Below are 26,706 nucleotides of genomic sequence, written 5' to 3' on the forward strand. Positions count from 1 at the left end.
CGTGCTACATGCACCGTGGTTCCGCGCGGACGTCCCGCCTTCAGCGGCGGCGACGAGAGGAGTCCTCAGGCGTCGAAGGCCGCGGGCGGCAGATCCGTCTCGCCGTCCTCGACGGCGCGGACGATGCGGGCGGCGACCGACTCCGGCGAGTGGCCCGCGCCGAAGCGCGGCGCCGTGCCCGCGAGCGGGTGCTGCGACAGCGCCGTCTCGGTGTGGCCCGGTCGCGCGTCGAGGAGGAGGACGCCCGCCTTCCTGTACTCGCGCGCCGACGCCCGGACGAAGGAGTGCAGGGCCGCCTTCGAGGCCGAGTACGCGGCGAGCCCTGCGGTGGGCGCCTCCGCCACGACTCCGCTGATGGTCACGGCGAACGGCTGCCGGTCGGAGGCGGAGAGCGCGGCGAACGCCGCGGTGAGCACGCGGATCGGCGCCAGCGCGTTCACGTCCACGAGCTCCTCCAGCACCGCCGGGTCGAGCTCGGCCGAGGGGCCGAAGGCGACGACACCGGCCGCGATCACGACGCCGTCCAGGCGGCCGTGCCGGCGGAGGACCTCCTCGACGAGGCGCTGCGGCGCGTCCTCACCGAGCAGATCGGCGACGAGCCCGGCGTCACCGAGCGCGCCGGCGTCGCGGCCGGAGCGGACCACCTGCGCGCCGCCGCGCTCCAGCTCGTCCGCGATCAGGCGGCCGAGGCCACCGGAGGCACCGAGCACGAGGACGACGGAGCCTTCGAATCGAGTCATGCCGGAAGCCTAGACGGGGGGTCTGGCGCGAATCGCCTCTACCGAGAGGCGAGGGGCTTCAATACCGTGGTTCGCATGTCGCGACCGGACACCTGTGCCGTGCTCCACAGACTCGTGGAGGTCCTCGAGGACCCCGCCCCCATCAACCGCGGTCACGCCCGGCACGTCCGCAGGCTCCTCTCCGTCGCCCTCGACACCGCCCCGCCGCTGCGCACCTGCGGCGGCACCCCGCTGCAGCTCGCCGCCTTCGCCCCCGACGACTCGGCCGAGGAGAACCCGGCGCTCTGACCCGCCGGGTCACGCGCCCGCCGCCCCGTCCACCCCGCAGAAGTCGCGGTACTCGGGCGCGACTACCGCGACTTCCGCGTACTCGCCGCGCCGCCGTCGTGCGCCGCCCCCTCCTAGACTCGACGGGCCGAGAGAACGGGGACGCCGGTGGACGACGAACGCGCCGCGCCGGCGGGTTGGTACCCCGACGACGCCCACCCGGAGTCACTCCGCTGGTGGGACGGCACGCAGTGGACGGACGCCCGCCGCTCCGCGAGCGACTCCCCCGCCGCCCCGCACGCCGCCGCGGAGCACGTCGAGTACCGCCTGCCGAACGCGGCCGGTGCGCCCACCGTCGACGCCGTCGGCGAGGCGGACCGCCTGGAGGAGATCGCCACCGTCGTCGGCCGCCCCCTCCGCGTCGCCGAGGTGTCGGAGCAGACCCTCGACGTGGTCCTCGTCCCCGAACCCGACCACCCCACCGGCACCCCCGCCGTCTCGGTCCGCGCCGGCGGCCGCGTGATCGGCTACCTCCCCGACGCCTACCGCAGCGCCCCCGGCCTCGACCGCGTCGTCGCCAGCGGCGCCGCTCCGACCACGACCGCCCGCCTCCGGGTCGAGCGCACCGAGGAGGGCCTGCGCGCCTCCGTCAAGGTCGCCCTGGTCGCGCCCGAGCTGTTCGTGCCGCTGAACGCGCCGCCCGAGCAGCGCTCCTCGATCCTGCCCTGGGGCCGCGGGCTGCAGGTGCAGCGCGAGGACGAGCACTTCGTCCGCCTGACCGCCGTCGTCCCCGCGGGCGGCCGGGGACTCCTCCTCGTGACGCTGCACCTCGACGGCGGCCTCGTCGAGGTGCGACTGGACGGCGACCGCGTCGGAGAGCTGACCGCCGCGACCTCCGAGCAGTTCGCGCCGACCCTCCGCCACCTCGCCGGCCTCGGCCTCACCGCCGTCGCCTACTGCACCCTGCAGGGCTCACCGCTGAAGGCCGAGCTGACCCTGCAGGCCGCCCGCGCCGCCGAGCTGCCCGCCGACTGGGTCGACGGCCGCCCGGTGACCCTCCCCCGCCTGATCCCCGGGGCCGCGCAGGCACCGCCCGCCTACGTCGCGCCGCTGAAGCCGACCCCGCGCACCTCGGAGTCCGTGGCCCGCTCGACCCGCCGCACCGTCGCGTGGATCGTCGTCGGCGTCTGCACGCTCGTCGGCCTCTCCAGCTGGATCATCGGCGACGTCCTGAACTGAAGCGCGACCGACGAGGAGCAGTCACTCGACCGTCCGCGTCCACCGCTCGAGCAGGCTCGCCGTCTCCGCCACCTCGGCGGAACCGGTGGCGACGCCGATGACGAGGTCGTAGGCGTCGTCCTCCGGAGCGTCGAGTTCGAGTCCGTTGAGTCCGAGGAAGACGACGACGGACAGCCAGCCCAGTCGCTTGTTCCCGTCGACGAGCGGGTGATTCCGCACGAGCGACTCGAGTAGCACCGCGGCCTTCAGGTGGATCGCCGGGTAGGCCTCTCGACCGTAGAGCGAGGACTGCGGTCGATGTGCCGCGGAGTCGAGGAGACCGAGATCGCGGACGTGCGGCACGCCCAGATCCTCGGCGAGCGCGAGCAGATCCTCGACCCGGAGATACCTGATCGGTGCCGCAGATCTCATCGGTCTACTGGGCCAGCCGATCGAGCAGAGCCGCGTACCGCTCCCGGCCTCGAGCGGACAGCGCAGCGACGTCGTCGCGATGCACGCGCCGATCCGCCGCCTCGAGGATGGCGCGCACCGTCGCCTCCTGCTTGCTGATCCCCTGTGCCTCCGCGAGCGCCGTGAGCGCGGACTCCTGCTCGTCGGTCAGTCGAAGCGTCATGGCCATGTCCCCCATGATACCGCCGTGATACCACATGCCGGACGGCGACGCGCACTGCTGAGCAAGCGCGTCCGCGACCTCCGGCACGCAGAAACACCTCCGGCTCGCAGGATCGACGAGATCCTGCGAGCCGAAGTCCGTTCCGCGAGCCGAAGTCCGTTCCGCGAGCCGGAAGCCGTTCCGCGAGCCGAGGCCCGCGAGAGCGTCACACGTTGAAGCGGAACTCCACCACGTCGCCGTCCTGCATCACGTAGTCCTTGCCCTCGATGCGGGCCTTGCCCTTGGCGCGGGCCTCGGCGATCGAGCCGGTCTCCACCAGGTCGTCGAACGAGATGATCTCGGCCTTGATGAAGCCCTTCTGGAAGTCGGTGTGGATCACGCCGGCCGCCTGCGGGGCGGTCCAGCCCTTGCCGATCGTCCAGGCGCGCGTCTCCTTCGGGCCCGCCGTGAGGTAGGTCTGCAGGCCGAGGGTGTCGAAGCCGATGCTCGCGAGCTGGTTGAGGCCCGACTCGGTCTGGCCGGTGGACTCGAGCATCTCGGCGGCGTCGGCCTCGTCGAGGTCGATCAGCTCGGACTCGATCTTCGCGTCGAGGAAGATCGCGTGCGCCGGAGCGACGAGGGCGGCCAGCTCGGCCTTCCGGGCGTCGTCGGTCAGCACGGCCTCGTCGACGTTGAAGACGTAGATGAAGGGCTTCGCGGTGAGCAGGCCGAGCTCGCGGATCGGCTCGAGCTCGATCGAGGACGCCGAGAGCGGCTTGCCCGAGTCGAGGAACTCGCGCGCCTTCTTCGCCGTCTCGAGCACGATCGGCTCGATCTTCCTGCCCTTCAGCTCCTTCTCGTAGCGGGCCTCGGCCTTCTCGAGGGTCTGCAGGTCGGCGAGGACCAGCTCGGTGTTGATCGTCTCCATGTCGCTCGCGGCGTCGACCTTGCCGTCGACGTGCACGACGTCGGCGTCCTCGAAGCCGCGGATGACCTGCGCGATCGCGTCGGCCTCGCGGATGTTGGCGAGGAACTTGTTGCCCAGGCCCTCGCCCTCCGACGCGCCGCGGACGATGCCGGCGATGTCGACGAAGGAGACCGGCGCGGGCAGGATGCGCTCGGAGCCGAAGATGCCGGCGAGCACCTCGAGGCGGGAGTCGGGCAGGTTCACGACCCCGACGTTGGGCTCGATCGTCGCGAACGGGTAGTTCGCGGCGAGCACCGTGTTCTTGGTCAGCGCGTTGAAGAGCGTCGACTTGCCGACGTTGGGGAGTCCGACGATTGCGATAGTGAGAGCCACGGGCATCCATCCTACGGCGTGGCCGCGGAGGCACCGCGTGCCGGTCCGGGCGGCGTCGGAGGTGCGTGAGAGGGTGAGGCGTGCCCATCGACTTCACCGCCATCGACTTCGAGACCGCCAATTCGCACGGAGCCTCGGCCTGCTCGGTCGGGCTCGTCAAGGTCCGCGACGGACGGGTCGTCGACCGCGCCGGCTGGCTGATCCGCCCGCCCTACGGCTACGACGACTTCCTCGAGTGGAACACCCGGATCCACGGCATCCGCAAGCACGACGTGCACGGCGCCGCCTCCTGGGTCGAGCAGTTCACCGATCTGGTGGCCTTCGCGGGCGACGACGTCTTCGTCGCGCACAACGCCGGCTTCGACATGAGCGTCATCCGCGCCGCCTGCGCCGCGACGGCGCTCGAGCTGCCCGCCTACGACTACCTCTGCTCGCTCCAGCTCGCCCGCAAGACCTACGAGCTCGAGTCGTACCGCCTGCCCTCCGTCGCGTTCGCGGCCGGCTACGACGACTTCCGCCACCACGACGCGTCGGCGGACGCCGAGGCCTGCGCCGCGATCGTGGTGCACGCGGCCCGGCGGCACGGGGCCGCGAGCCTGCTCGAGCTCGGCGAGCTCGCCGGCGTCTCGGTCAAGCGCCTGCGCCCGAAGGCGCCGGTCGCCGCCTGACGGGAGCGACTCAGTCGCCCGCGCGCGGGTCGCCGAACCAGTTGCTGAAGATGCGCCAGAAGTTGCGGTTGCCGTAGGCCGAGCACTCATCGCCGGAGCCGTAGAGGTTCGCCAGCGCCGCCGCGTTCGGCTGGTACGGCGTGTAGTAGTAGAGCCCCGCTGTCGCCGCGTTCTCGATCAGCACCGGCGCGGTGCCGCAGGCCGCATCGGGCGAGAACTGGATCGCGCTGGTCTCCCCCACCGGGTACCAGTCGAAGCTGCTGTCCGGGTTCCGGTAGCGCTGGAACTGCCAGGCCGCGCCGTAGACCTGGCCGAAGAAGCCGAAGTAGTCGCTGTCGCAGTCGGCCGTGTCCGGGCAGCCATAGCCGGTGGCGCTGCGGAACTGGCGCTCGCTCGGCGCGGGATCGGTGACGAGCGACTGCTCCTTCTGCAGCAGCGTCAGCAGCACGGCGGGGCTGACGTCGCAGACCAGGGCGACCGAGGCGATGATCTCGGCGGCGGAGCGGTCCGGGGCGCCCGGGTAGGCGTCGCACTGCTCGTCGGCGGCCACGTCGCCGGTGTCCTCCGCATAGCCGCGCAGGCACGGGACGTCGGTCCCGGCGCAGGTGGGCACCCGCGCGTTGAGGAACGCCTGGATCGTCAGCGGGCCGAGCGCGTCGCCGTCGAAGAAGACCGCGTCCGAGACGATGTCGCCCGGATCGAAGCCCGACTCGTCGACCCCGCCCGCGAGATCGGTCCACATCCGGATGCTCGGCGGCTCGCTGACGGGAGCCGCTCGGGCGGTGAGGTCGCTCGCCCCGGTGAGCAGCAGCACGACCGCGACGGAGGCGAGCGCCGCCCGCCCTCCCCGCCGACGCCGCGCGTCGGTCGGGGAGGGAGCGGAGGTCACCCCTCCACGCTAGCGGCCGTGCGGGGCCCGATCAGCCGCAGGAGGTGAGGCGGGCGACCGCCTCCGAGAGCGTGCCGGTGCCGCCCAGGAGGATCACCTTCTTCGTGCCGAACGCGGTCAAGTCGTTCAGGACCGCCTGGGGCACGCAGTCCGGCCGCACCGCGAAGAGCGGGCTGCCGGTGTAGCCGGCCGCGGTCGCTCCGGAGAGCGCGTCCGGGAAGTTCTCGCCGGTCGCGAAGTAGACCGTCGCCTCCCTTTGGAAGGCGGCCCGGTTGAGCTGCTCCGAGGTGTCGTAGCGGTTCGAGCCGGCGATCCGGGTCTTCGAGGCGACAGTGAGCGAGCTCTCGATGCCGGCGCTCACCGAGTTGGCGTCACCCGCGATGGTGAGCGAGCGGACGCCGAGCTGCCGGACGAGGCTCGCCGTGGTGGCGTCCGCGGTCGGCAGCGTGCCGTTCACCAGCAGCACCGGGGCGTCCACCGAGCCGGCCGCGGCGCTGGCGCCGAGCGCGTCGGGGAACTTCTCGCCCGTCGCGAGCCAGGCCTGGCTGGATCCGTCGGAGAAGGCGTACTGGACGATCTTCTTCGCCGTGTCGTAGCGGTCGACGCCGCCGAGGCGGGTCGGGGTCGCTCCGGTGCGGACGTACTGCTTCAGGTCCTGCAGCAGCGCGTCGCTGACGCTCAGCGCCGAGCCGACGACCACGATCTTCGCGGGCTTCAGGCGGGCGAGCTCGGCACGGACCGGCTGCGACGCGGAGTCGCGGTCGACGAGGAGGAGCGGTCCGCCCTGCTTGGCCGCGGCGGGCGCGGCGCTCAGCGCGTCGGGGAAGGTCGAGCCGGTCGCGATGTAGACGACGGGCACGTTCGCGCGGAACGTCGCCTTCGAGACCTGCACCGCGGTGTCCTGCCGGTCGGTGCCGGCGAGGCGCTCGACGGCGATCCCGGGGCCGTTCGAGACGCTCGAGCAGCCGAGGTCCTTGCTGCCGGGCGCCTTCGCGTCGCCGGACCCGGTCCAGAGGTTCCAGTCGACGGAGGCCGCGCTCGCGCAGACGGTGTAGGTGCCGCTCGCCGAGGCGGGAGCCGTCGCCGAGAAGCCGTGGTTGCCGCCGGCGGCCGGGTACTCGCCCGGGATGTCGCCGCGGGAGGCGTTCGCGGTCGTCGTGCGGACGGTCTTCGAGCCGTCGGGCGCGGTGATCGTGACGGTGGTGGCGAGCTGCGCGCGCTGCGTCGTCGGGTCGACGGCCCAGCCGGAGGCCGTCAGCGTGCCGCCCGAGATGCGCGGGGTGTCGACGCGGCCGGCCGGGGCGATGCCGGCGTTGGCGAGCGAGCCGTTCCAGTCGCTGAAGATGTACCAGAAGTTGATGTTGCCGTAGGTGGCGCAGGCCTGGTTGCCGGTGTTGGTGAGCGCGTAGTCGTTCGGCTGGTACGGCGTGTAGTAGTAGAGGTTCGCGGTGGCCTGGTTGCGGATGGCGACCGGCGAGGAGCCGCAGGACGTGTCGGGGTTGAAGAGGATGCTCGGCGTGGTCCCCGCCGCGTAGGCGGTGAAGTTCGAGCCGGATCCGGGCGGGTTCGCGTACTTCTTGAACTGGCGCGCGGCCCCGTAGACCTGGGTGAAGAAGCCGGCCGAGCCGTTGTCGCAGCCAGTGCTGTCGGGGCAGTTGAAGCCGGTGGCCCGGTTGTAGAGGCGCGCGGTCGGGCTCGTCGTGGAGACGAGGCTCGTCTCCTTCTGCACCAGGACGGCGAGGACGAGCGGGCTGATGCCGCAGGCCAGGCCGACGCGGGTGAAGATCGTCGCGGCGGACTCGGCGGCGGCGCCGCTGTAGGCGCTGCACATCGCGTCGGCGGCCTTCGAGGGCGTCGCCTGGCTGAACGCCTTGAGGCAGGGCACGCCGTTGGGGGTGCCCGAGCAGTTGCGGCCCTTGTCGTCGAGGAGCGCCTGCATCTGCTGCACCGAGCGGGCATCGCTGTCGAAGAAGTTCGCGTCGCTGAAGATGTAGCCGGCGCGGAAGCTCTTCGTGCTGCTCGCCTCGTACTGGACCTTCAGATCGGGCACGTCGGTGCCGTCGGCGACCGAGACGCGTGCCTCCCCCGCTCCCGGATCGACGAGGACCGACGCCGGCGGCAGCGCCTCGTCGGCGGCGGACGCCGCGGCGACCGGCACGAGAGCGGTGCCGAGACCGACGGCGAGGGCGAGCGCGGCGGTGAGCAGGCGCGATGGACGGCGGTGATTCCCCATGGTCCCGAAGCCTAGGGGCAACCGCCGACGCCGCCTCCCCTCGCCGTCGACACCCTTTCGAGGGGCGGCGGGGCCGCTCCCGAGGGACGGCGCGCACCGATGTCGGAGGTCCGTGGTCTCCTCGGCGCATGGATCTCAGCTTCGTTCTCGGCCTCGTCGTCGGCGCGCTCCTCGCCGCCGTCGTCGCCGTCCTGCTCGCCCGCTCCCGGACCCCCGACACTGCGCTCGCCCTCGAGCTGGCGACGGCGCAGGCGCGCGCCGAGGGCCTGGAGGAGCGGCACGAGTCCGTCGTCGAGCAGCACCGCGAGCACCTCGGCTCCGCCCGCGACCAGATCCGCGAGCTGCAGGAGCAGCTGCGGGTCGTGGCCGAGCGGGAACGGCACGACGCGCGCATCCTGCAGACGCTCTCCCCCGTCGCCGAGAGCCTGCGCGGGATGCAGGAGTCGGTCCGCCGCCTCGAGAGCGAGCGCGCGGCGCAGTTCGGCGCCATCACCGAGCAGCTGGAGGGGCAGCGGGTCGCCGGCGAGCGCCTGCGGTCGACGACCGAGACGCTCGCGTCGGCGCTGCGCTCGAGTGCCAGCCGCGGCGCCTGGGGCGAGACGCAGCTGCGCAACGTGGTCGAGGCCGCGGGGCTCACCCAGCGCGTCGACTTCGACGTGCAGTTCGGGCTCGAGGGCGAGGGCGGCCGCGGGCGCGCCGACATGGTCGTGCGGCTTCCCGGCGGCAAGGCGATCGCGGTCGACGCGAAGGTCCCGTTCGACGCCTACCTCGAGGCGAGCGCGATCCCGGCCGGTGCGGGCGCCGAGGAGGAGGCGCGCCGGGCGGGGCTGCTCCGCGCCCACGTGCGGGCCCTGCGCGGGCACATCGACGCCCTCGCCGGTCGCGCCTACTGGACGGGCCTGCCGGCGAGCCCCGAGTTCGTCATCGCGTTCATCCCGAGCGAGCCGCTGCTCGCGAGCGCACTCGACGCCGACCCGACGCTGCTCGAGTACGCGTTCCGCAAGCGGGTCGCCCTCGCGTCGCCGGTCACGCTGTGGTCGGTGCTGAAGACGGTCGCCTACACCTGGCAGCAGGACGTGCTGACCGACGACGCGAAGCGCCTGCTCGACCTCGGCAAGACCCTCTACGCGCGGCTGGGCACGCTCGGCGAGCACGCGGAGGGACTGCGCCGCTCGATCGAGAAGACGGTCGACTCCTACAACGCCTTCGCCGGCTCGCTCGAGAGCCGCGTGCTCGTCACCGCACGCCAGTTCGACACCCTCGACGAGTCGCGCGTCATCGCCCCGGCCGCCGGCGTCACCGCGTCGCCGCGCCGGCTCACGGCCGTCGAGCTGCTCGCCCCCGACGAGCGCAGCGCCTGAGCGGCGGGCCCGACACTGCCGATCGAGTAGCGCCCGCGGGCCCGACCGACGCCGCTGATCGAGTAGCGCCGGCAGGGCGCGTATCGAGATCCAACGAGGTCCGAACGCCGGGTCTCGATACGCCGCTCCGCGGCTACTCGACCAGCAAGGAGGAGGGACTCCCTAGACCCACTTCTCCGCGAGGTGCTGGGCCGTCACGCGGCGGATCGTGCCGGAGCGCGAGCGCAGCACGATCGACTCGGTGGTGATGATGTGGCCCTCCTTGCGGACGCCCTTCACCAGGCCGCCGTTGGTCACGCCGGTGGCGACGAAGTAGGTGTTGTCGCTGCGGACCAGGTCGTTCGCGTGCAGCACCCGGTCGAGGTCGTGGCCGGCGTCGATCGCGCGCTGGCGCTCGTCGTCGTCCTTCGGGCGGAGGATGCCCTGGATGACGCCGCCCAGCGCGCGGATGGCGCAGGCGGTGATGATGCCCTCGGGCGTCCCTCCGGTGCCGACGCACATGTCGACCCGCGAGTCGTGCCGGGCGGCGTTGATGCCGCCCGCGACGTCGCCGTCGAGCAGCAGCCGCGTCCCGGCGCCGGCGGCGCGGATGTCGTCGATCAGCTGCGCGTGCCGCGGCCGGTCGAGCACCGCGATGCGCATCTCGTCGACGGGCTTGCGCTTCGCCCGGGCGAGCGCGCGGATGTTCTCGCCGATCGGCCGCTGGATGTCGATGATCCCGACGCCCTCCGGCCCGGTGACGATCTTCTCCATGTAGAACACGGCCGACGGGTCGAACATCGCGCCGCGGTCGGCGACGGCGATCATCGACAGCGCGTTCTGCCGGCCGGCCGCGGTGAGCGAGGTGCCGTCGATCGGGTCGACCGCGATGTCCGCGGCCGGGCCGGAGCCGTTGCCGACGTGCTCGCCGTTGTAGAGCATCGGCGCGTTGTCCTTCTCGCCCTCGCCGATGACGACGACCCCGTCGAAGTTGACGGTGCCGAGGAAGGTGCGCATGGCGTCGACGGCGGCGCCGTCGGCGGCGTTCTTGTCGCCCTTGCCGATGAAGGGGACGGCGCGGATCGCCGCGGCCTCGGTGGCTCGGACGAGCTCCATGCCGAGGTTGCGGTCCGGGTGGAGGTAGAGCGAGTCGTGGTCGATTTCGGTCACAGCGCGGAGTCCTTCGCGTTCGAGTTCGTGCAGACGGCGTCGTCGCAGGACCCGCGGAGCGGATCCCCATCCCAGGGCGGAGTCTATCGGAGGCGTGCCCCGCGGCCGGGGGAAGCCCCGGAGCCGCCTCGCTAGACTCGACGCCGACGCGGGCCTCGCCCGACCCCCTCCCGTTCATCCGTCAAAGGAGATGCCATGCCCGTCGCTACCCCGGACCAGTACGCAGAGATGCTCGACAAGGCGAAGAAGGGCGGGTTCGCGTACCCCGCGTTCAACGTCTCCTCCTCGCAGACCATCAACTCCGTGCTCCAGGGCCTGTCCGAGGCCGGCTCGGACGGCATCATCCAGGTGACCACCGGAGGCGCCGACTACTTCGCCGGCCACACGGTGAAGAACCGCGCCGCCGGAGCGATCGCCTTCGCGAAGTTCGCCACCGAGGTCGCCAAGAACTACCCGGTCACCGTCGCCCTGCACACCGACCACTGCCCGCAGAACGCGCTCGACGGCTTCGTCTACCCGCTGATCGCCGCCTCCGAGGAGGAGGTCAAGGCCGGTCGCGAGCCGCTCTTCCAGTCGCACATGTGGGACGGCTCGGCCGTGCCCCTCGACGAGAACCTGAAGATCGCGCAGGAGATCCTGCCGCGCGTGAAGGCGATCAACGCGATCCTCGAGGTCGAGATCGGCGTCGTCGGCGGCGAGGAGGACGGCGTCTCGCACGACATCAACGAGCACCTCTACACGACGCTCGACGACGCGATCGCGACCGTCGAGGCCCTCGGCTTCGGCGAGCAGGGCCGCTACATGGCGGCGCTGACCTTCGGCAACGTGCACGGCGTCTACAAGCCCGGCAACGTGCGCCTGCGCCCCGAGCTCCTCCGCGAGATCCAGGACGGCCTGCAGAAGAAGTACGGCACCGAGGCGCTCCCGCTCGACCTCGTCTTCCACGGCGGCTCCGGCTCGACCGACGAGGAGATCGCCGAGGCGGTCCGCAACGGCGTCGTCAAGATGAACATCGACACGGACACCCAGTACGCCTTCAGCCGCTCGGTCGCCGACACGGTGCTGAAGAACTACGACGGCTTCCTCAAGGTCGACGGCGAGGTCGGCAACAAGAAGGTCTACGACCCGCGCTCGTGGGGCAAGATCGCCGAGACCGCCATGGCCGTCCGCGTCGCCGAGGCGACCCGCCAGCTCGGCTCCGCCGGCCACTCCGGCAAGTAGGGCACCGCTCCGTGACGAACGCACACGACCAGCCGAGCGGCTCCCCGCGCCCGGAACCGCAGTACGGCGAGTACGCGCCGCCCGGCTGGTCGTGGACGCCTCCGGAGGACGCGGTCGTCGTCCCGGACCCGCGGGGGTCCGAGTCGGATCCGCGGCCCGCGACCGCCCCGGCCGCGAAGACCGTGGCGCACCCCGTCGACCGGCTGATCACGATCATCCTGCTGGCGCTCGGCGTCTTCTTCGCCGTGCCGACGCTGCTCGATCCGTCGAGCTTCGCGACCACCCTCTCCGAGCTCTACACGAGCCAGGGCATCGGCACCTACGCCTCGCCCGAGCTCGCCCGCACCCTCGGGCTGGTCGTCGCTCTCGCGCAGGCGCTGATCGTGGCCTTCGCGGTCTGGATCTCGATCCGCCGACTGCGGGCCGGCAAGCGCGCCGTGCTGGTGCCGATCCTTGGCATCGTCGCGACGATCGTGCTCTCGCTGACGGTCGCGGCCATCGCGATCCTCGGCGACCCGACCTTCGCCGACTACGTCTCGCGGATGTCCGCCGGGACCGGCACGGACGTCTAGCGCCGACACCCGCTCACGCGAGAAGGCCGCCCTCCCTCGGGAGCGGCGGCCTTCTTCGCGTCGGGCGCGCGGAGCGTCAGGCGCGCGGAGCGTCAGGCGCGGACGGGGGCGCTCACGCGTCCGCCGGCGCCGCGGGCGTCGCGCTTGCCGGCGACGTCCTTGCGCAGCTCCTTGGGCAGCGAGAACATCAAGTCCTCCTCCGCCGTCTTGACCTCCTCGACATCGCCGTAGCCGGCGGCGGCGAGGTCGTCGAGCACCTCGCGCACGAGGACCTCGGGCACCGAGGCGCCGCTGGTGACGCCGACGGTGCGGATGCCGTCCAGCCACTCCTGCTTGATCTCGCTGGAGTAGTCGATCCGGTAGGCGGCCTTGGCGCCGTACTCGAGCGCGACCTCGACGAGGCGGACCGAGTTGGACGAGTTGGCGGAGCCGACGACGATGACCAGCTCGGCGTGCTCGGCGACCTTCTTGATCGCGACCTGGCGGTTCTGGGTGGCGTAGCAGATGTCGTCGCTCGGCGGGTCCTGCAGGTTGGGGAAGCGCTCGCGGAGGCGGCGCACCGTCTCCATCGTCTCGTCGACCGAGAGCGTGGTCTGCGACAGCCAGACGACCTTGTCCGGGTCCTTCACCACGATGTTCGGCACGTCGTCGGGGCTGCCGACCAGGGTCACGTGATCAGGAGCCTCCCCCGCGGTGCCCTCGACCTCCTCGTGGCCCTCGTGGCCGATCAGGAGGATCTCGAAGTCGTCGCGGGCGAAGCGCACGGCCTCGCGGTGCACCTTGGTGACCAGCGGGCAGGTCGCGTCGATCGCCTGCAGATTGCGGTCGGCCGCACTCTGCACGACCGCCGGCGAGACGCCGTGGGCGCTGAAGACGATGTGCGAGCCCTCGGGGACCTCGTCGACCTCCTCGACGAAGATCGCGCCCTGGCTCTCGAGCGTGGAGACGACGTGCACGTTGTGCACGATCTGCTTGCGCACGTAGACGGGGGCGCCGTAGTGCTCGATCGCCTTCTCGACGGCGACGACCGCGCGGTCGACGCCGGCGCAGTAGCCGCGGGGAGCGGCGAGGAGCACCCGCTTGGCACCGGCGACGGGCTCGTCGCGCAGGCGCCCGGTAGCGCGGGGCATGCGCGGCATGGGCAGGCTGATCGGGGCTTCACTCACCCGGCGATTCTACGCGGTGCATCCTGTGCTCCCCGCGGAAGGGTCGGATCCGCTGCCGAGCGGCCGGCGAGCGCCTCCACGCGCGTCTCGACGACGCCACCGCCGAGGTGTCGGAGGCATCCCGTACCGTGGTCGTCGCGGGTTCGCCACCCGCTCCCCCGCCCGCCCGCTCCAGCGAAGGCTCCGATGACAGACGCCCCTCCCACCGCCGATGCACCCTGGCCGGTCGGTCTGCTCGCGAGCAAGATCAAGGGCTGGATCGAGCGTCTCGGCACGGCGTGGGTCGAGGGCGAGATCACCCAGTGGGGCGTCTCGGGCGGCAACGTCTACGGCAAGCTCAAGGACCTGTCCGGTGACGCGACCGTCGGCTTCACCGTCTGGTCGTCCGTCCGGGCGAGGCTGCCCGCCGACCTCAAGCAGGGCGACCGCGTGATCGCGCTGGTCAAGCCGAACTACTGGGTCAAGGGCGGCACGCTCTCGATGCAAGTGTTCGAGATGCGGCACGTCGGGCTCGGCGATCTGCTCGAGAAGCTGGAGCGGCTGCGCCGGCAGCTCGCCTCCGAGGGGCTGTTCGAGCCCGCGCGCAAGAAGCGGCTCCCCTTCCTCCCGCACGGCATCGGCCTGATCACCGGCAGGGACTCCGACGCCGAGAAGGACGTCCTCCGCAACGCCCAGCTGCGCTGGCCGGCCGTCCGCTTCCGCGTCGTGCACGCCGCCGTGCAGGGCGAGCGCACGGTGTCCGAGGTCACCTCCGCCCTGCGCACCCTCGACGCCGATCCGAGCATCGACGTCATCGTGATCGCCCGCGGCGGCGGCGACTTCCAGAATCTGCTCGGCTTCAGCGACGAGTCCCTCGTCCGCGCGGTCGCCGCCTGCGCCACCCCCGTCGTCAGCGCCATCGGGCACGAGGCCGACCGCCCGCTGCTCGACGACGTCGCGGACCTCCGCGCGTCCACGCCGACCGACGCGGCGAAGCGGGTCGTCCCGGACGTCTCCGACGAGCTGCTCCGCGTGCAGCAGGCGCGGCTGCGGATGACCACGCGGGTCAGCGGGCTCGTCTCGCACGAGGTCGACCGGCTCTCGCAGCTGCGCTCGCGGCCGGTCCTCGCGCAGCCGCGGGTGCTCGTCGATCAGCGCTCCGAGGAGCTGACCCGCTGGGTCGCCCGGGGCGCCGAGCTGGTCGAGCGGCGGATCGAGCGCGCGCAGCTCGAGGTCGAGCGCCTGCACGGGCACCTGCGCGCCCTCTCGCCGCAGCACACCCTCGACCGCGGCTACGCGATCGTGCAGAACGCCGCGGGCCACGTCGTCCGCGCGCCGGCCGACGCCGCCGAGGGCGAGGCGCTCGTCCTCACCCTCGCCGAGGGCGCCGTCGCCGCTCGCTCGACCGGCCCCGCGGCCGATCCCGCGGGCCGCGGCTGACCCGCCCGGCTCCCGCCGCCCCGCGCCCTCCTCGCAGCCCCCATCGATAGGATCACCCCCATGGCCGACGCCCGCACCGACTCCCCCGCTGTGCAGTCGAGCGACCCCGTCCCCTCCGGCGAGACCGACGTCTCCGGCTTCAGCTACGAGCAGGCGCGCGACGAGCTCGTCCGCGTCGTCTCCGAGCTCGAGCAGGGCAGCTCCACGCTCGAGCGCTCGCTCGCCCTCTGGGAGCGCGGCGAGGCGCTCGCGGCCCGCTGCGAGGAGTGGCTGATCGGCGCCCGCGCCCGGCTCGACGCCGCGCGCTCGGGCGGATCCGGCGCCGGCGGATCGAGCAACGGATGAGCCGCGAGAAGCCGCCGCGCGTCGTCGCCGAGCTCGGCCGGCCCGAGACGGCCGCCGAGACCGCCGCGCGCAAGGCCGAGAACTCCCGGCTCTACCGCCAGCGCAAGACCGTCAACAACCTCGTCTTCTCGCTGCTCGCGACCGTCGGCGCCGTCGCGCTGATCGTGCTGATCGTCCCGCGCGGCGAGGGCACCGTCCGCGACCCGGTCGACGTGCCGGCGGTCGCCGCCCAGTTCCAGCTCGGCGAGAGCGAGACGCTCGCCGCGCCCGACCTGCCCGACTCCTGGTCCTCGAACGCGGCCGAGCTGCGCGAGGACGGCGGCGTCGAGTACTGGTACGTCGGCCTGATCACGCCGAAGAACGGCTACATCGGCATCAGCCAGGGCTTCGACGCCGACGAGCGCTGGGTCTCCGGCCAGCTCGACAGCGCCGCCGCCACCGGCGTCGAGCAGATCGACGGCCGCGAGTGGACGGTCTACGACCACCGCGAGGGCGCCGGCGACACCGGCAACACCCCCTACGCTCTCGAGACGACGGCCGGTGGCAGCACCTACCTCGTCTACGGCACGGCCCCGACGGAGGAGATCCGCCAGGTCGTCGACGCCATCACCCCGCAGATCGGCCAGGAGGAGTCCCGTTGAGCTTCGATCCGTCGAGTCCCCAGCACGAGGTGCCGCAGAGCATCGCCGTCGCGCGCGAGTCGCGCCCGCCGTCGTGGGTGTGGAAGGAGATGCTCCGCGGCAACCAGCGCTTCGTCGCCGGTGAGCCGCGGCACCCCCGCCAGGACGTCGAGCGCCGCAACGAGCTCGCCGCCGAGCAGAAGCCGCTCGCGGCGCTCTTCGGCTGCAGCGACAGCCGGCTGGCCGCCGAGATCATCTTCGACCTCGGCCTCGGCGACCTCTTCGTCGTCCGCAACGCCGGCCAGGTCATCGCCGACTCGATCATCGGCTCCCTCGAGTACGGCGTGGCCGTGCTCGGCGTCAAGCTGATCCTCGTCCTCGGCCACGACGAGTGCGGAGCGGTCAAGGCCGCGATCCAGTCGCAGGCGCCCGGCGCCGAGCGGCTCCCCCCGCACATCGAGCACCTGATCGAGCCGATCATCCCCGCGGTGCGCCGCATCGTCGGCCCGCAGCCCGACGGCCGGGTGCTCGTCGACCCGTCGACGACCGACGCTCTCGCGGTCGGCCGCGAGCACCTCCGCGACACGGTCGCCGAGCTGCTGCAGCGCTCCCCGCTCATCGCCGACGCGGTGGCCGCGGGCGAGCTCGCCGTCGTCGGCGCCAACTACCGACTCGCCGACGGCACCGTCGACTCCGACGTGGTCCTCGGCATCGACCCCCCGCAGCTCAGCCCCTACCGCTCGGAGCAGGAGCGCACCTCCAGCCCGCTCCAGAGCGTCTCGACCGCTCCCGACGCCGAGTAATCGGCCGGACGACCGACCAGACCTCACCGAACCGATGAACCGAACAGAACAGGACGAACACAGCGTGGTGGACACCTCCCCGACCGACTCCGGCGCCTCCGACTCCGGCGACTTCCGCATCGAGCACGACACGATGGGCGAGGTGCGCGTCCCGCGCGACGCGCTCTACGCCGCGCAGACGCAGCGCGCGGTCGAGAACTTCCCGATCTCGGGGGCGGGCCTCGAGCCGGCCCAGATCGCGGCGCTCGCCCGGATCAAGAAGGCCGCGGCCCTCGTCAACGCCGAGCTCGGCGTGCTGGACGACGAGATCGCGCGCTCCATCGCCGACGCGGCCGACCTGATCGTCGGCGGCGGCTACGACGAGCACTTCCCGATCGACGTCTACCAGACCGGCTCGGGCACCTCGTCGAACATGAACATGAACGAGGTGCTCGCCACCCTCGCCACCACCGCGCTCGGCCGCACGGTGCACCCGAACGACCACGTCAACGCGTCGCAGTCCTCGAACGACGTCTTCCCGACCTCGGTGCACGTCGCCGTGACCGGCGCGCTGATCGAGGACCTGATCCCCTCGCTCGAGCGCCTGGCCGAGTCGCTCGAGACCAAGGCCGAGCTGTGGGCCGAGGTCGTCAAGGCCGGCCGCACCCACCTGATGGACGCCACGCCCGTCACCCTCGGCCAGGAGTTCGGCGGCTACGCCGCGCAGATCCGCCTCGGCATCGAGCGCGTGCAGTCCGCCCTCCCCCGCGTCGCGGAGGTCCCGCTCGGCGGCACCGCCGTCGGCACCGGCATCAACACGCCGGCCGGCTTCCCGGCGAAGGTCATCGCCCGCCTCGCGGAGGAGACCGGGCTCCCCGTCACGGAGGCCCGCAACCACTTCGAGGCCCAGGGCGCGCGCGACTCGCTGGTCGAGGCCTCGGGTGCGCTGCGCGTGCTCGCGGTCAGCCTCACCAAGATCAACAACGACCTGCGCTGGATGGGCTCGGGCCCGAACACGGGGCTCGGCGAGCTCAGCATCCCGGACCTCCAGCCCGGCTCGTCGATCATGCCCGGCAAGGTCAACCCGGTCATCCCGGAGGCCGTGCTGATGGTCTGCGCCCGCGTGATCGGCAACGACGCGACGATCGCCTGGGCCGGCGCGTCCGGCGCCTTCGAGCTCAACGTCGCCATCCCCGTGATGGGCACGGCTCTGCTGGAGTCGATCCGCCTGCTCGCCGCGTCCGCGACGCTGCTCGCCGACAAGACGATCGACGGCCTCGAGGCGAACGTGGAGCGCGCGCGAGCGCTGGCGGAGTCGTCGCCCTCGATCGTCACGCCGCTGAACAAGGTCATCGGCTACGAGGCCGCCGCCAAGGTCGCGAAGAACTCGGTCGCCAAGGGCATCACCGTGCGCGAGTCGGTCGTCGACCTCGGCTTCGTCGAGCGCGGCGAGGTGACGGAGGCGCAGCTCGACAGCGCCCTCGACGTCATGTCGATGACCCGCCCGGGCTGACCCCCGCCCACCCCGGATCTCGAGACGCCCGCTCCGCGGGCCACTCGATCAGCAGGCAGCTGGCGGTCGGGCGTCGCCGCCACCTGCTGGTCGAGTAGCGCCGCAGGCGCGTATCGAGACCCACCCTCACCGGCACTCCAGCTCACGGCGTCGCCGCTCGCCGCGCCCACGACGGCACGCGCTCGGGCCGCGGCCCGACGCCCACCACCGCCGCCGGCACCACCGCGAGCCCCGGCAGCAGCCGGCAGCACCGCCAGCGCCCGCGGCGGCCCGGCGAGCCGTCCGGCCAGCGCCGGCATGATCAGCCGCGCGTGCAGCACCCGCTGCAGGGACTGGATCAGCACCGCCGGCAGCGCCCGCCGCCGCTGCACCCGCGCCAGCAGGCAGTCGCCGGCCGCCGTCCGCAGCACCCCGCGCCGCAGCGGCCCGGCCAGCAGCCGCGCCGCCGCCACCGCGTCCTGCACCGCCAGGTTGATGCCCACCCCGCCGACCGGTGACATCGCGTGCGCCGCGTCACCGAGGCAGAGCAGCCCGGGCTCGTGCCAGCGCGGCAGCCGCTCGAGCCGGACGTCGAGGTGCTTCACCTCGTCCATCGAGGCGATCCTCGCCACGTCCGCGGCGACCTCGGGGAGCTGCTGCGCCGCCTCCGCCCGGAACGCCTCGATCCCCCGCTCCCGCACCGCTCGATCGGTGCCCTTGGGCCCCAGCCGCGCCACCTGGAGGTAGCCGCGGCGCGGGATGGCGATCGCCACCCGGCCCCGGCCGATCCGGGGCAGGAGCGACTCGCCGACCGGGTGCTGCGTCGGGATGCGGTACCACCACACGTCGAAGCCGACCGGCAGCGAGCGCACCGCCAGCCCGGCCGAGCGCCGCACGGCCGACCAACGTCCGTCGCAGGCGACGACCAGGTCCGCGCGGAGGCGACCACTCCCCGTAGGCGAGCGGTACTCGACCCCGCTGATCCGCCCTCCCTCGCGGATCACCCCGGTCGCCTCGTGCTCGGTGCGGAGCGTGAACCCGCGCTCCTCCCCCGCCGCCTCGGCGAGCAGCGCCAGCAGATCCCACTGCGGCACCATCGCGACGTACGGATGGCGCAGCGGCAGCCGCCCGAAGTCGGCGAGCACGAGGCCGCGACCGCCGCGGTCGGGGATCGTCACCCGCTCGACCCGCGAGTGCGGGATCGCCTCGAACCGGCCGAGCAGCCCGAGGTCCTCGAGCAGCCCCAGCGTGGTCGGGTGCACGGTGTCACCGCGGAAATCGCGGAGGAAGTCGGCGTGCTTCTCCAGCACCGTCACCTCGACCCCGCCCCGCGCCAGCAGCAGCCCGAGCACGAGCCCCGCCGGCCCACCGCCCACGATCACGCAGGTCGTGCGCTCGGGCGCCGCCCCGCCCCGGTCCCCTGTCACGTCCGCCACCGCGGGCCTCCTCGCTCTCCGTCCCGGTCTACACCTCCACCGCCCCCGCGGCCAGCACTCGGAGCCGGCCGCTCAGACCAGGGCGAGCACGAGCCAGAACGCCGCGAGCTGGAACGGCCCGAACGGGATCCGCGCCGCCCCGCCGCCGCTGAGGACCGCCGGCAGACTCCACGCCCCCGCGAGGACGAAGGCCAGCACCGGTCCCGCCAGGGCGAGCACCGGATCGATCGCCGCCAGCGGAGCGGCCAGCGCCGCGCCGAGCTTCACGTCGCCCCTCCCCAGCCCGCCCGCGAGATGCAGCACCTCGAGAGCGAGCGCCGTCGCGAGCACGGCCGGCAGAGACGCCGGCATCCGGCCGCTCAGCGCGTCGCCGCCCGCCGACGCGCAGGCGACCAGCAGGATCGGCGCGGTCAGCACGTTCGGCAGCCGTCGCTCGCGCACATCGGCGACGACGAGCGGCACCGTCACCGCGGCGACGACGAGGACGACGACCGTCGCGGCGGGCGGCGCGGTCCGCCTGAGGGCGACCGCACCGAGCAGGACCGCCCCGGTGAGGGCGGCCAGGAGATCGCCGGCCCGCTGCATCCGCCGACCCTAGAGCGGATCGAGACCGGGCCGCCGGAGTTCTCCACAGGCTCGCGCGTCAGTCGCGGGGCGGCACCGGCCCGAGCAGGGCGTTCGCGAAGAGCCCGTGCGCGGACTCGTCGTCGGACGGATGGAAGAGTCCGGCGAGCACGTCACGGTAGAGCCGCGACAGCTCGGAGTCGCGGCGGTAGGACGAACCGCCCGAGACGCGGACGGCGCTCTCGACGATGCGCAGCGCCGCCTCGGTCGTCCGGATCTTCACCCCGACGAGCGAGGGGAACCAGGCCGCCCCGCGGTCCACCAGCGCGTCGACGTCGGCCGCCGCGCTCGCGAGCGGCGCCCGGAGCCCGTCGAGCAGGATCGCGGCGTCGGCGAGGCGCCAGCGGATGTCCGGGTCCTCGGCCAGCGGCCGCCCGCCGGCCCGCAGCGACGTCCGCTTCCGCGCTGATGCCACGCCGAGCTCGAGGGCGCGCTGGGCGACTCCGAGGTAGACCGAGGCGATCAGCAGCTCGAAATCGGCGAAGATCGCGAAGACGAGCGGATCGGCGGTGGGGCCGACGGGCAGCGAGCGGAACATCCGCGCCGCCGGCACCTCGACGCCGTCGAGCACCGTCGTGCGGCTCTGGGTGGCGCGCATGCCGAGGGTGTCCCAGTCGTCGTGCACGGTGAGCCCGGGCACCGGCGCGTCCGGCGACGGCCGGTCGACGAAGCCGTGCACGAGCCGCGGCTCGGGCCCGCTGTCGTCGCGGCCGAAGACCCCGAGTCGCGTCCAGGCCGGCGAGAGCGAGGTGAAGATCTTGGTGCCGGTGAAGCGGTAGCCGCCGTCGCCCAGCGGCTCGGCCCGGGTGAGGGAGTCGGAGAGCACGAGATCGTTGCCGGGCTCGCTGTTGCCGAAGGCGAAGACGTGCCCGGCCGCCGCGTCGACGAGGACGTGCTCGAGCGAGGAGTCGCCGCGGGCGCGCAACGCCTTCGCGATGCCCGTCCAGACCAGGTGCATCGTGGTCGCCAGCGCCGTCGCGGGCGCCGCGGTGGCCAGCCGGGTGTGCTCGGCCGTCGCCTGCTCGAGACCGAGGCCGCCGCCGCCGAGCTCCTCCGGGACGAGCATCGTCAGGTAGCCGGCGGCCCGCAGCTCCTCGAGGTCCTCGGTGAAGAAGACGTTGCGCTCGTCGTAGCCGGCCGCGCGGAGGCGGAAGCGCTCGAGGAGCGCGTCGTCGAGGATGCTCACCCGCCCCACGCTACGCGCCGCAGCCCCCGAGCACGTCGGCGCCGAAGCACCTCCGGCTCGTGAGAACACCTCCGGCTCGTGAAAACACCTCCGGCTCGCGGGAACAGGTGATTCCGGCGAGCCGGAGCCGATTCCGCGAGCCGGAGATGACCGGAGGTCGCTCGGGACTCAGGCCGACTCGTTCGACTCCAGCATCTCGGTGACGAGCGCCGCGATCGCCGAGCGCTCCGAGCGGGTCAGCGTGACGTGCGCGAACAGCGGGTGCCCCTTCAGTGTCTCGATCACCGAGGCGACGCCGTCGTAGCGGCCGACCCGCAGGTTGTCCCGCTGCGCGACGTCGTGGGTGAGCACCACCCGCGAGTTCTGGCCGACCCGGGACAGCACCGTCAGCAGCACGTTGCGCTCGAGCGACTGCGCCTCGTCGACGATCACGAAGGCGTCGTGCAGCGAGCGCCCGCGGATGTGCGTCAGCGGCAGCACCTCGAGCATCCCGCGCTCGATCACCTCGTCGAGCACGTTCTGCGAGACCAGCGCGCCGAGGGTGTCGAAGACCGCCTGCGCCCACGGGTTCATCTTCTCCGCCGCGTCGCCGGGCAGGAAGCCGAGGTCCTGGCCGCCGACCGCGTAGAGCGGCCGGAACACCATGATCTTCTTGTGCTGGCGCTTCTCCAGCACGGCCTCGAGGCCCGCGCAGAGCGCGAGCGCCGACTTGCCGGTGCCGGCCCGGCCGCCGAGCGAGACGATGCCCACCTCCTGGTCGAGCAGCAGGTCGATCGCGAGCCGCTGCTCGGCCGAGCGGCCGTGCAGGCCGAAGACGTCCCTGTCGCCGCGCACCAGCGCGATCTGGCGCTTGCCGGTCACCCGGGCGAGCGCGGAGCCGCGGTCCGAGTGCACGACGAGGCCGGTGTTGATCGGGATGTCGGCGACCTCGTCGGTGAAGAGCCGCTCGCGATCGTAGAGCTCGCTCATCTGGTCGCCGGCGAGGGTGACGTCGTCCATGCCGGTCCAGCCGGACTCGGGGGCGAGCTCGGCCAGGTACTCCTCGGCGGCGAGGCCGATCGACGCGGCCTTCACGCGCATCGGCATGTCCTTCGACACGACGGTGACGAGGGCGCCCTCGCTCTGCAGGTTCATCGCGACGGCGAGGATCCGCGAGTCGTTGTCGCCGAGCTGCAGCCCGCTGGGGAGGACCGACATGTTCGAGTGGTTGAGCTCGACGCGGAGGGTCCCGCCCCGGCCGACCCGGATCGGGAAGTCGAGCCGCTCGTGCTTGACCCGCAGCTCGTCGAGATTGCGCAGCGCCTGGCGGGCGAAGTAGCCGATCTCGGGGTCGTTGCGCTTGCCCTCGAGCTCGCTGATCACGACGATCGGCAGGACGACGGCGTGCTCCGCGAAGCGGAACATCGAGGAGGGATCCGACAGCAGCACCGAGGTGTCGAGGACGTAGGTGCGCTGGAGCTGCTCGGTGCGATCCGAGGAGCCGTGCTGTGCGCGGCGGTGGACCGCGCCCTGCGTGCCGTTCTGCGGATCCGTACCCTGGGGAACTGTCACGTCGACTCTCCACATTCCGGGGGCCGGAGCCCCCGACTCACTTCAGAGGATTCGAGTCGGCCGGTGGTGCGTCTCGGCACCGCGCAGTTCCTTCACTGGCAGTCATCGAGTCGTACTTGTGTGGCCGACTCGACCAGGTGCGTCACCTGATGATCCGAACCTAACCCCGGAAATGACAGCCGTGTGGTTCTTGCCGAGACGAACGTGTAACGGCTATGTGAACAGCGCGCGCAGGAGGGCGGCTCAGCTGCCGAAGCGGCGGTGCCGACCGGCGTAATCGCGCAGCGCGCGGAGGAAGTCGACCTCGCGGATGTCCGGGCCGAGCGCCTCCATGAAGTAGAACTCGCTGTGCGCGCTCTGCCAGAGCATGAAGTCGGAGAGCCGCTGCTCGCCCGAGGTGCGGATCACCAGGTCCGGATCGGGCTGGCCGCTCGTGTAGAGGTGCTCGCCGATCAGCTCGGGCGTGAGCAGCTCCGCGACGTCCTCGATCGACGAGCCGCGCTTGCCGTGCTCGTCGAGGATGCTCCGGACCGCCTGAGCGATCTCGTGGCGGCCGCCGTAGCCCACCGCGAGGTTCACGTGCAGCCCGGTGTGCGCGGCGGTGCGCTCCTCCGCGCAGTCGAGGGCCGAGACCAGCGATTCGGGCAGTCCGTCGTCCGAGCCGACGTGCTGCACCCGCCACTCCGGCTGCTGCGAGACCTCCGCGGCGAGGTCGGCGATGATCGCGATCAGCTCGGTCAGCTCGGAGCTCTCCCGGCCGACGAGGTTGTCCTGCGAGAGCAGGTAGAGGGTGACGTGCCGGACGCCGAGCTCGTCGCACCACTGCAGGAACTCGTGCACCTTCGCCGCGCCCGCGCGGTGCCCGTGCGCCGCCGTCTCGAGCGCCCGCTGGCGGGCCCACCGGCGGTTCCCGTCGATGATCATCGCGACGTGGTTCGGCAGCGCGGCACCCTCGAGACTCGACCGCAGGCGCTTCTTGTAGACGCCGTAGAGGAGGTCCCTTCCCACAGGCAGTCTCGGCTTCGGCACGGTGCCACGGTAGTCGAATCCGCGCCGCCGTAGCGGACCCCGGCCGTTCCCCCGGCCGATCCGGCTCTCCCGGTCGCCCCGCGGCGGCGGGTCGTATCCTCGTGCCTATGAGCCACCGGCCGACCTCCCCCACCCCCGATCCGGATGCGCGCGCCGTGGCCCGGGACGACGCGGCCGGCGCGTCGCTGCCCGCACTCCCGCTCGTCGAGGACGAGATCGCGCACGGACCGGCGACCGAGACGCGGCCCACCTGGCGCGGCTGGATCCACGCCGGGCTGTTCCCGCTGGCGATCGCCGCCGGGATCGTCCTGGTGACGCTCGCGGACGGCGCTCCGGCGAAGTGGGCGGCCACCGTGTTCGCGGCGTCGTCGCTGCTGCTCTTCGGCAACTCCGCGCTCTACCACCGCTTCGACTGGTCGCCGCGGACGAAGATCATCCTCAAGCGGATCGACCACGCGAACATCTTCCTGCTCATCGCGGGCACCTACACGCCGCTCGCCGCGCTCGCCCTGCCGCCCTCGCAGGGCACGCTGCTGCTCGTGCTGGTCTGGGCGGGGGCGCTGCTCGGGATCGGCTTCCGCGTGTTCTGGATCTCGGCACCGCGCTGGCTCTACGTGCCGCTCTACCTGCTCCTGGGCTGGGCCGCCGTGATGTACCTCGGCCCGCTGTTCGAGGCGAGCGCGGCGATGATGGTGCTCGTCCTCGTCGGCGGCCTCTGCTACACCGTCGGCGCGGTGATCTACGGGCTCAAGCGGCCGAACCCGGTGCCCGGGGTCTTCGGCTTCCACGAGATCTTCCACGCGCTCACCGCGGTGGCGTTCCTCTGCCACTGGACGGCGGCGCTGATCGTCTGCCTGCACCCGACGTACAACGTCGGCTGACCGCGGCGCGACCGCCTAGCGGCCGGCCGGGCCCTCCGCGCTCTCGTGCTCCTCGGCGTCGAGCTGCTCGTTGACCTGCGCGCGGTAGGTCGTCCGGCGGACCCGGCGGACCATGTCGAGCGCGAGGAAGACGGCGGCCAGCGCGATCACGAACATCGTGACGAAGCCGAAGAGGCCGGGCGTGACCGTGTCCTCGTTGAACTCGGGCGGGGTGGTGGGGACGGGGGTCGCCTCGGCGGCGCGGATCAGAGCGTACTGGGCGGCCTCGAGCACGGTCGCGGCGATCATGCGGTCTGCTCCTCGGAGACGGTGGTGGCGGCCGGTGCGGCGTCATCCGGCAGCGCGACGTCGATCCCCGCGAAGAGGTCGGTCTCGGGCGTCGGCGCGTCGACACGGCTCTGCACGAGCTGGAAGTCGTCGGTCGGCCAGGCGGCGTCGATGGCCGAGTGCGGCAGGAAGAAGAACTTGTTGTCCGGAGCGACCTGGCTCGCGTGCGCCAGCAGGGCCGCGTCGCGGCGGTCGTGGAAGCCCGAGACGACGATCTTCGTGGTGGCGAGGTAGGGCGTCTCCTCGTTCCAGCGCTTCATCTCCTCGAAGGAGGCGAGCAGCGGGTCCTCCGGGTCGATCGCCCGGATGTGCTCGGCGATCGCGCGCAGCTTCTGCGAGGTGAAGACGCGGTCGTAGTAGAGCTTCGAGACCGACCAGGGGGCGCCGAGACCGGGGTACTCCGTCGCCTCGCCCGCGGCCCGGAACGCCTCGACGGCGACCTGGTGCGCACGGATGTGGTCGGGGTGCGGGTAGCCGCCGTTCTCGTCGTAGCTGATGATCACGTGCGGGCGGAACCGGCGCACCAGTCGCACCAGCGGGGCGGAGGCGGTGGCGAGCGGCAGGCCGGCGAAGGAGTCCGCGGCGACCGCGCCGTCCTCGGGCATGCCCGAGTCGACGAAGCCGAGCCAGGTGTGCTCGACGCCGAGCGCCTCCCGGGCCGCGGCCATCTCGTAGCGGCGGAGGCCGCCCATGTCGCGCTCGGCGTGCGCACGCGCGGAGAGGGCCTCGTTGAGGATCGACCCGGCCTCGCCGCCGGTGCAGGAGACGACCATGACCTCCGCGCCGCGGTCGGCGTAGGAGGCGAGCGTCGCCGCGCCCTTGCTGGACTCGTCGTCCGGGTGGGCGTGCACGGCGAGCAGGCGCGGGACCTCGCGCGGTGCCGCAGCGGCAGGCGCCTCTGAATCTGCGGAGACCTGGACGGCCTGGGACACGATCGCTCGATTCGTCGGGGTTTAATGGGGGCGTCGCACGGTTTCCACCGGCGCACGTCACCCGCCAGAATAGTCGCTTCACCCCAGGGAGTTCCGTGGCCGCCCGAACGTCCGAGAGCGACGAGCGCGCGAGCGACCCCGCCCTCGACCCGGGCGCCGTCCGCTCCGCCGGTCCCCTCGCCTCCCGCTACGGCCGCACGCCGCGCAGCCGCCGCGGCGACCGGCGCCTCTTCGCCCTCGTCGCCGTCGCCTTCGTCGCCGTCTTCGCGGCCTGGGTGATCTGGGCCGGGCTCGACGGCGCCCGCGACGGCGTCGACGTGCAGGACACGGCGCACGTCGTCGTCGACGACCGCACGGTGCAGGTGTCCTTCGACCTGACCGTCCCGACCGGACGCGACGCGGCCTGCGCCGTGCAGGCGCTGAACGAGCAGTCCGCCGTGGTCGGCTGGCTGGTCGTCGAGTACCCCGCGTCGACCGAGCGCTTCCGCTCCTTCACCGAGACGGTCCGCACCACGGAGCTGGCCACGACAGGTTTGATCTCCTCCTGCTGGCTCCCGTAGGGTGTCCGGGTGCCCTGACGGACTCGTCGGGGCCTTGTTCTTTTCCCCCGCCGCACGCCCTCGGTCGATCCGGTCGACGGGCCAGGCGCCCGACAGCACCGTCGGTCGCGCGCGGCCGTCCTGTG

At 72.7% G+C, this 26,706-nt stretch carries 26 protein-coding genes and 2 pseudogenes; 13 read left to right on the forward strand and 15 right to left on the reverse strand.

Annotated features, from left to right (window positions below; all coding sequences use genetic code 11):
- Positions 1-65 precede the first annotated feature (65 nt).
- The gene (locus GSU72_RS13065; RefSeq protein WP_159985463.1) at positions 66-740 is read right to left on the reverse strand and encodes an SDR family NAD(P)-dependent oxidoreductase; all 675 of its coding nucleotides are present in this window, start codon (positions 738-740) and stop codon (positions 66-68) included.
- Positions 741-839: 99 nt separating this feature from the next.
- Here GSU72_RS13065 and GSU72_RS13070 point away from each other — a divergent pair, with 99 nt between their 5' ends.
- Positions 840-1,028: a hypothetical protein gene (locus GSU72_RS13070; protein WP_159985464.1), complete on the forward strand. Its 189-nt coding sequence runs from the start codon at positions 840-842 to the stop codon at positions 1,026-1,028.
- 147 nt (positions 1,029-1,175) lie between these two features.
- Positions 1,176-2,246, forward strand: a complete 1,071-nt coding sequence (locus GSU72_RS21320) for a DUF2510 domain-containing protein (RefSeq protein WP_208545056.1) — start codon at positions 1,176-1,178, stop codon at positions 2,244-2,246.
- Between the two features lie 21 nt (positions 2,247-2,267).
- Here the strand turns inward: GSU72_RS21320 and GSU72_RS13080 are convergent, their stop codons facing one another.
- From GSU72_RS13080 to ychF, 3 genes are all read right to left on the reverse strand, one after another.
- The gene (locus tag GSU72_RS13080) at positions 2,268-2,657 is read right to left on the reverse strand and encodes a type II toxin-antitoxin system death-on-curing family toxin (RefSeq protein ID WP_159985465.1); all 390 of its coding nucleotides are present in this window, start codon (positions 2,655-2,657) and stop codon (positions 2,268-2,270) included.
- 4 nt (positions 2,658-2,661) lie between these two features.
- Positions 2,662-2,946, reverse strand: a complete 285-nt coding sequence (locus GSU72_RS13085) for a CopG family transcriptional regulator (protein WP_244255803.1) — start codon at positions 2,944-2,946, stop codon at positions 2,662-2,664.
- A gap of 118 nt (positions 2,947-3,064) precedes the next feature.
- Positions 3,065-4,138: a redox-regulated ATPase YchF gene (ychF, locus tag GSU72_RS13090; protein ID WP_159985466.1), complete on the reverse strand. Its 1,074-nt coding sequence runs from the start codon at positions 4,136-4,138 to the stop codon at positions 3,065-3,067.
- Between the two features lie 80 nt (positions 4,139-4,218).
- Between ychF and GSU72_RS13095 the strand changes: the two genes are divergently transcribed.
- Positions 4,219-4,806, forward strand: coding sequence for an exonuclease domain-containing protein (locus GSU72_RS13095; RefSeq protein WP_159985467.1), 588 nt, complete (start codon positions 4,219-4,221; stop codon positions 4,804-4,806).
- 10 nt (positions 4,807-4,816) lie between these two features.
- On the opposite strand, the gene GSU72_RS13100 is transcribed toward GSU72_RS13095, so the two are convergent.
- Together GSU72_RS13100 and GSU72_RS13105 are read right to left on the reverse strand one after the other, a co-directional pair.
- On the reverse strand, positions 4,817-5,695 hold the full coding sequence (locus GSU72_RS13100) for a hemagglutinin (RefSeq protein ID WP_159985468.1): 879 nt from the start codon (positions 5,693-5,695) through the stop codon (positions 4,817-4,819).
- 31 nt (positions 5,696-5,726) lie between these two features.
- Complete coding sequence (locus tag GSU72_RS13105; protein ID WP_159985469.1) at positions 5,727-7,928, reverse strand: cell wall-binding repeat-containing protein; 2,202 nt, start codon at positions 7,926-7,928, stop codon at positions 5,727-5,729.
- Positions 7,929-8,056: 128 nt separating this feature from the next.
- On the opposite strand from GSU72_RS13105, the gene GSU72_RS13110 reads away from it, so the two are divergent.
- Positions 8,057-9,289 carry a DNA recombination protein RmuC gene (locus GSU72_RS13110; protein ID WP_159985470.1) on the forward strand — a complete coding sequence of 411 codons (1,233 nt, stop codon included), beginning with the start codon at positions 8,057-8,059 and terminating at the stop codon, positions 9,287-9,289.
- Between the two features lie 162 nt (positions 9,290-9,451).
- Here GSU72_RS13110 and glpX read toward each other — a convergent pair whose 3' ends face one another.
- On the reverse strand, positions 9,452-10,384 hold the full coding sequence (gene glpX / locus GSU72_RS13115) for a class II fructose-bisphosphatase (RefSeq protein ID WP_123704712.1): 933 nt from the start codon (positions 10,382-10,384) through the stop codon (positions 9,452-9,454).
- 249 nt (positions 10,385-10,633) lie between these two features.
- On the opposite strand from glpX, the gene fbaA reads away from it, so the two are divergent.
- The gene (fbaA, locus tag GSU72_RS13120; protein ID WP_159985471.1) at positions 10,634-11,659 is read left to right on the forward strand and encodes a class II fructose-bisphosphate aldolase; all 1,026 of its coding nucleotides are present in this window, start codon (positions 10,634-10,636) and stop codon (positions 11,657-11,659) included.
- Positions 11,660-11,670: 11 nt separating this feature from the next.
- Positions 11,671-12,231, forward strand: a complete 561-nt coding sequence (locus GSU72_RS13125; protein ID WP_159985472.1) for a DUF6264 family protein — start codon at positions 11,671-11,673, stop codon at positions 12,229-12,231.
- 92 nt (positions 12,232-12,323) lie between these two features.
- On the opposite strand, the gene GSU72_RS13130 is transcribed toward GSU72_RS13125, so the two are convergent.
- Positions 12,324-13,370: a 4-hydroxy-3-methylbut-2-enyl diphosphate reductase gene (locus GSU72_RS13130; protein ID WP_159986815.1), complete on the reverse strand. Its 1,047-nt coding sequence runs from the start codon at positions 13,368-13,370 to the stop codon at positions 12,324-12,326.
- 213 nt (positions 13,371-13,583) lie between these two features.
- On the opposite strand from GSU72_RS13130, the pseudogene xseA reads away from it, so the two are divergent.
- The 5 genes and pseudogenes from xseA to GSU72_RS13155 form a co-directional block, all read left to right on the forward strand.
- Positions 13,584-14,862, forward strand: a pseudogene (gene xseA / locus GSU72_RS13135) (exodeoxyribonuclease VII large subunit); the annotation flags it as partial.
- 14 nt (positions 14,863-14,876) lie between these two features.
- Positions 14,877-15,161 carry an exodeoxyribonuclease VII small subunit gene (locus GSU72_RS13140; protein WP_244255805.1) on the forward strand — a complete coding sequence of 95 codons (285 nt, stop codon included), beginning with the start codon at positions 14,877-14,879 and terminating at the stop codon, positions 15,159-15,161.
- Positions 15,158-15,802, forward strand: a complete 645-nt coding sequence (locus tag GSU72_RS13145; protein ID WP_159985474.1) for a DUF4245 domain-containing protein — start codon at positions 15,158-15,160, stop codon at positions 15,800-15,802. The genes GSU72_RS13140 and GSU72_RS13145 overlap by 4 nt, the downstream gene beginning before the upstream one ends.
- Before the next feature lie 89 nt (positions 15,803-15,891).
- Entirely contained in the window at positions 15,892-16,584 is a 693-nt protein-coding gene (locus GSU72_RS13150) for a carbonic anhydrase (RefSeq protein WP_159986817.1), read from the forward strand.
- Between the two features lie 133 nt (positions 16,585-16,717).
- Entirely contained in the window at positions 16,718-18,076 is a 1,359-nt protein-coding gene (locus GSU72_RS13155; RefSeq protein WP_244256127.1) for a class II fumarate hydratase, read from the forward strand.
- Between the two features lie 311 nt (positions 18,077-18,387).
- On the opposite strand, the pseudogene GSU72_RS13160 reads toward GSU72_RS13155, so the two are convergent.
- From GSU72_RS13160 to GSU72_RS13180, 5 genes and pseudogenes are all read right to left on the reverse strand, one after another.
- Positions 18,388-19,491: pseudogene (locus GSU72_RS13160) on the reverse strand (FAD-dependent oxidoreductase); the annotation flags it as partial.
- Positions 19,492-19,563: 72 nt separating this feature from the next.
- On the reverse strand, positions 19,564-20,076 hold the full coding sequence (locus GSU72_RS13165) for a prepilin peptidase (protein ID WP_159985476.1): 513 nt from the start codon (positions 20,074-20,076) through the stop codon (positions 19,564-19,566).
- A gap of 58 nt (positions 20,077-20,134) precedes the next feature.
- Positions 20,135-21,310 carry an acyl-CoA dehydrogenase gene (locus tag GSU72_RS13170; RefSeq protein ID WP_159985477.1) on the reverse strand — a complete coding sequence of 392 codons (1,176 nt, stop codon included), beginning with the start codon at positions 21,308-21,310 and terminating at the stop codon, positions 20,135-20,137.
- A gap of 159 nt (positions 21,311-21,469) precedes the next feature.
- Positions 21,470-22,852 (reverse strand): PhoH family protein, encoded by a 1,383-nt coding sequence (locus tag GSU72_RS13175; RefSeq protein ID WP_244255806.1) that lies wholly within the window; start codon positions 22,850-22,852, stop codon positions 21,470-21,472.
- A gap of 243 nt (positions 22,853-23,095) precedes the next feature.
- Positions 23,096-23,881 (reverse strand): isoprenyl transferase, encoded by a 786-nt coding sequence (locus GSU72_RS13180; RefSeq protein WP_159985479.1) that lies wholly within the window; start codon positions 23,879-23,881, stop codon positions 23,096-23,098.
- Between the two features lie 107 nt (positions 23,882-23,988).
- On the opposite strand from GSU72_RS13180, the gene GSU72_RS13185 reads away from it, so the two are divergent.
- Positions 23,989-24,762 (forward strand): hemolysin III family protein, encoded by a 774-nt coding sequence (locus tag GSU72_RS13185; RefSeq protein WP_159985480.1) that lies wholly within the window; start codon positions 23,989-23,991, stop codon positions 24,760-24,762.
- Between the two features lie 15 nt (positions 24,763-24,777).
- On the opposite strand, the gene GSU72_RS13190 is transcribed toward GSU72_RS13185, so the two are convergent.
- Positions 24,778-25,050, reverse strand: coding sequence for a hypothetical protein (locus GSU72_RS13190; protein ID WP_159985481.1), 273 nt, complete (start codon positions 25,048-25,050; stop codon positions 24,778-24,780).
- Entirely contained in the window at positions 25,047-26,021 is a 975-nt protein-coding gene (gene mca / locus GSU72_RS13195; protein WP_348272758.1) for a mycothiol conjugate amidase Mca, read from the reverse strand. The genes GSU72_RS13190 and mca overlap by 4 nt, the downstream gene beginning before the upstream one ends.
- Before the next feature lie 95 nt (positions 26,022-26,116).
- Here mca and GSU72_RS13200 point away from each other — a divergent pair, with 95 nt between their 5' ends.
- Entirely contained in the window at positions 26,117-26,581 is a 465-nt protein-coding gene (locus GSU72_RS13200) for a DUF4307 domain-containing protein (protein ID WP_159985482.1), read from the forward strand.
- The last annotated feature ends 125 nt before the right edge of the window (positions 26,582-26,706 follow it).

Origin of the sequence: Rathayibacter sp. VKM Ac-2760 (assembly GCF_009834185.1) — a bacterium.
Taxonomy (GTDB): domain Bacteria; phylum Actinomycetota; class Actinomycetes; order Actinomycetales; family Microbacteriaceae; genus Rathayibacter.

Excerpts from the sequence above, each read along its gene's own strand:
- GSU72_RS13190 (WP_159985481.1), bottom strand. The coding sequence starts at position 25,050 with ATGATCGCCGCGACCGTGCTCGAGGCCGCCCAGTACGCTCTGATCCGC.
- fbaA (WP_159985471.1), top strand. The coding sequence starts at position 10,634 with ATGCCCGTCGCTACCCCGGACCAGTACGCAGAGATGCTCGACAAGGCG.
- GSU72_RS13130 (WP_159986815.1), bottom strand. The coding sequence starts at position 13,370 with ATGCCGCGCATGCCCCGCGCTACCGGGCGCCTGCGCGACGAGCCCGTC.
- GSU72_RS13145 (WP_159985474.1), top strand. The coding sequence starts at position 15,158 with ATGAGCCGCGAGAAGCCGCCGCGCGTCGTCGCCGAGCTCGGCCGGCCC.
- GSU72_RS13185 (WP_159985480.1), top strand. The coding sequence starts at position 23,989 with ATGAGCCACCGGCCGACCTCCCCCACCCCCGATCCGGATGCGCGCGCC.
- glpX (WP_123704712.1), bottom strand. The coding sequence starts at position 10,384 with ATGGAGCTCGTCCGAGCCACCGAGGCCGCGGCGATCCGCGCCGTCCCC.
- GSU72_RS13165 (WP_159985476.1), bottom strand. The coding sequence starts at position 20,076 with ATGCAGCGGGCCGGCGATCTCCTGGCCGCCCTCACCGGGGCGGTCCTG.
- GSU72_RS13140 (WP_244255805.1), top strand. The coding sequence starts at position 14,877 with ATGGCCGACGCCCGCACCGACTCCCCCGCTGTGCAGTCGAGCGACCCC.
- GSU72_RS13105 (WP_159985469.1), bottom strand. The coding sequence starts at position 7,928 with ATGGGGAATCACCGCCGTCCATCGCGCCTGCTCACCGCCGCGCTCGCC.
- GSU72_RS13065 (WP_159985463.1), bottom strand. The coding sequence starts at position 740 with ATGACTCGATTCGAAGGCTCCGTCGTCCTCGTGCTCGGTGCCTCCGGT.
- GSU72_RS13080 (WP_159985465.1), bottom strand. The coding sequence starts at position 2,657 with ATGAGATCTGCGGCACCGATCAGGTATCTCCGGGTCGAGGATCTGCTC.
- GSU72_RS13155 (WP_244256127.1), top strand. The coding sequence starts at position 16,718 with ATGGGCGAGGTGCGCGTCCCGCGCGACGCGCTCTACGCCGCGCAGACG.
- GSU72_RS13150 (WP_159986817.1), top strand. The coding sequence starts at position 15,892 with ATGCTCCGCGGCAACCAGCGCTTCGTCGCCGGTGAGCCGCGGCACCCC.
- GSU72_RS13110 (WP_159985470.1), top strand. The coding sequence starts at position 8,057 with ATGGATCTCAGCTTCGTTCTCGGCCTCGTCGTCGGCGCGCTCCTCGCC.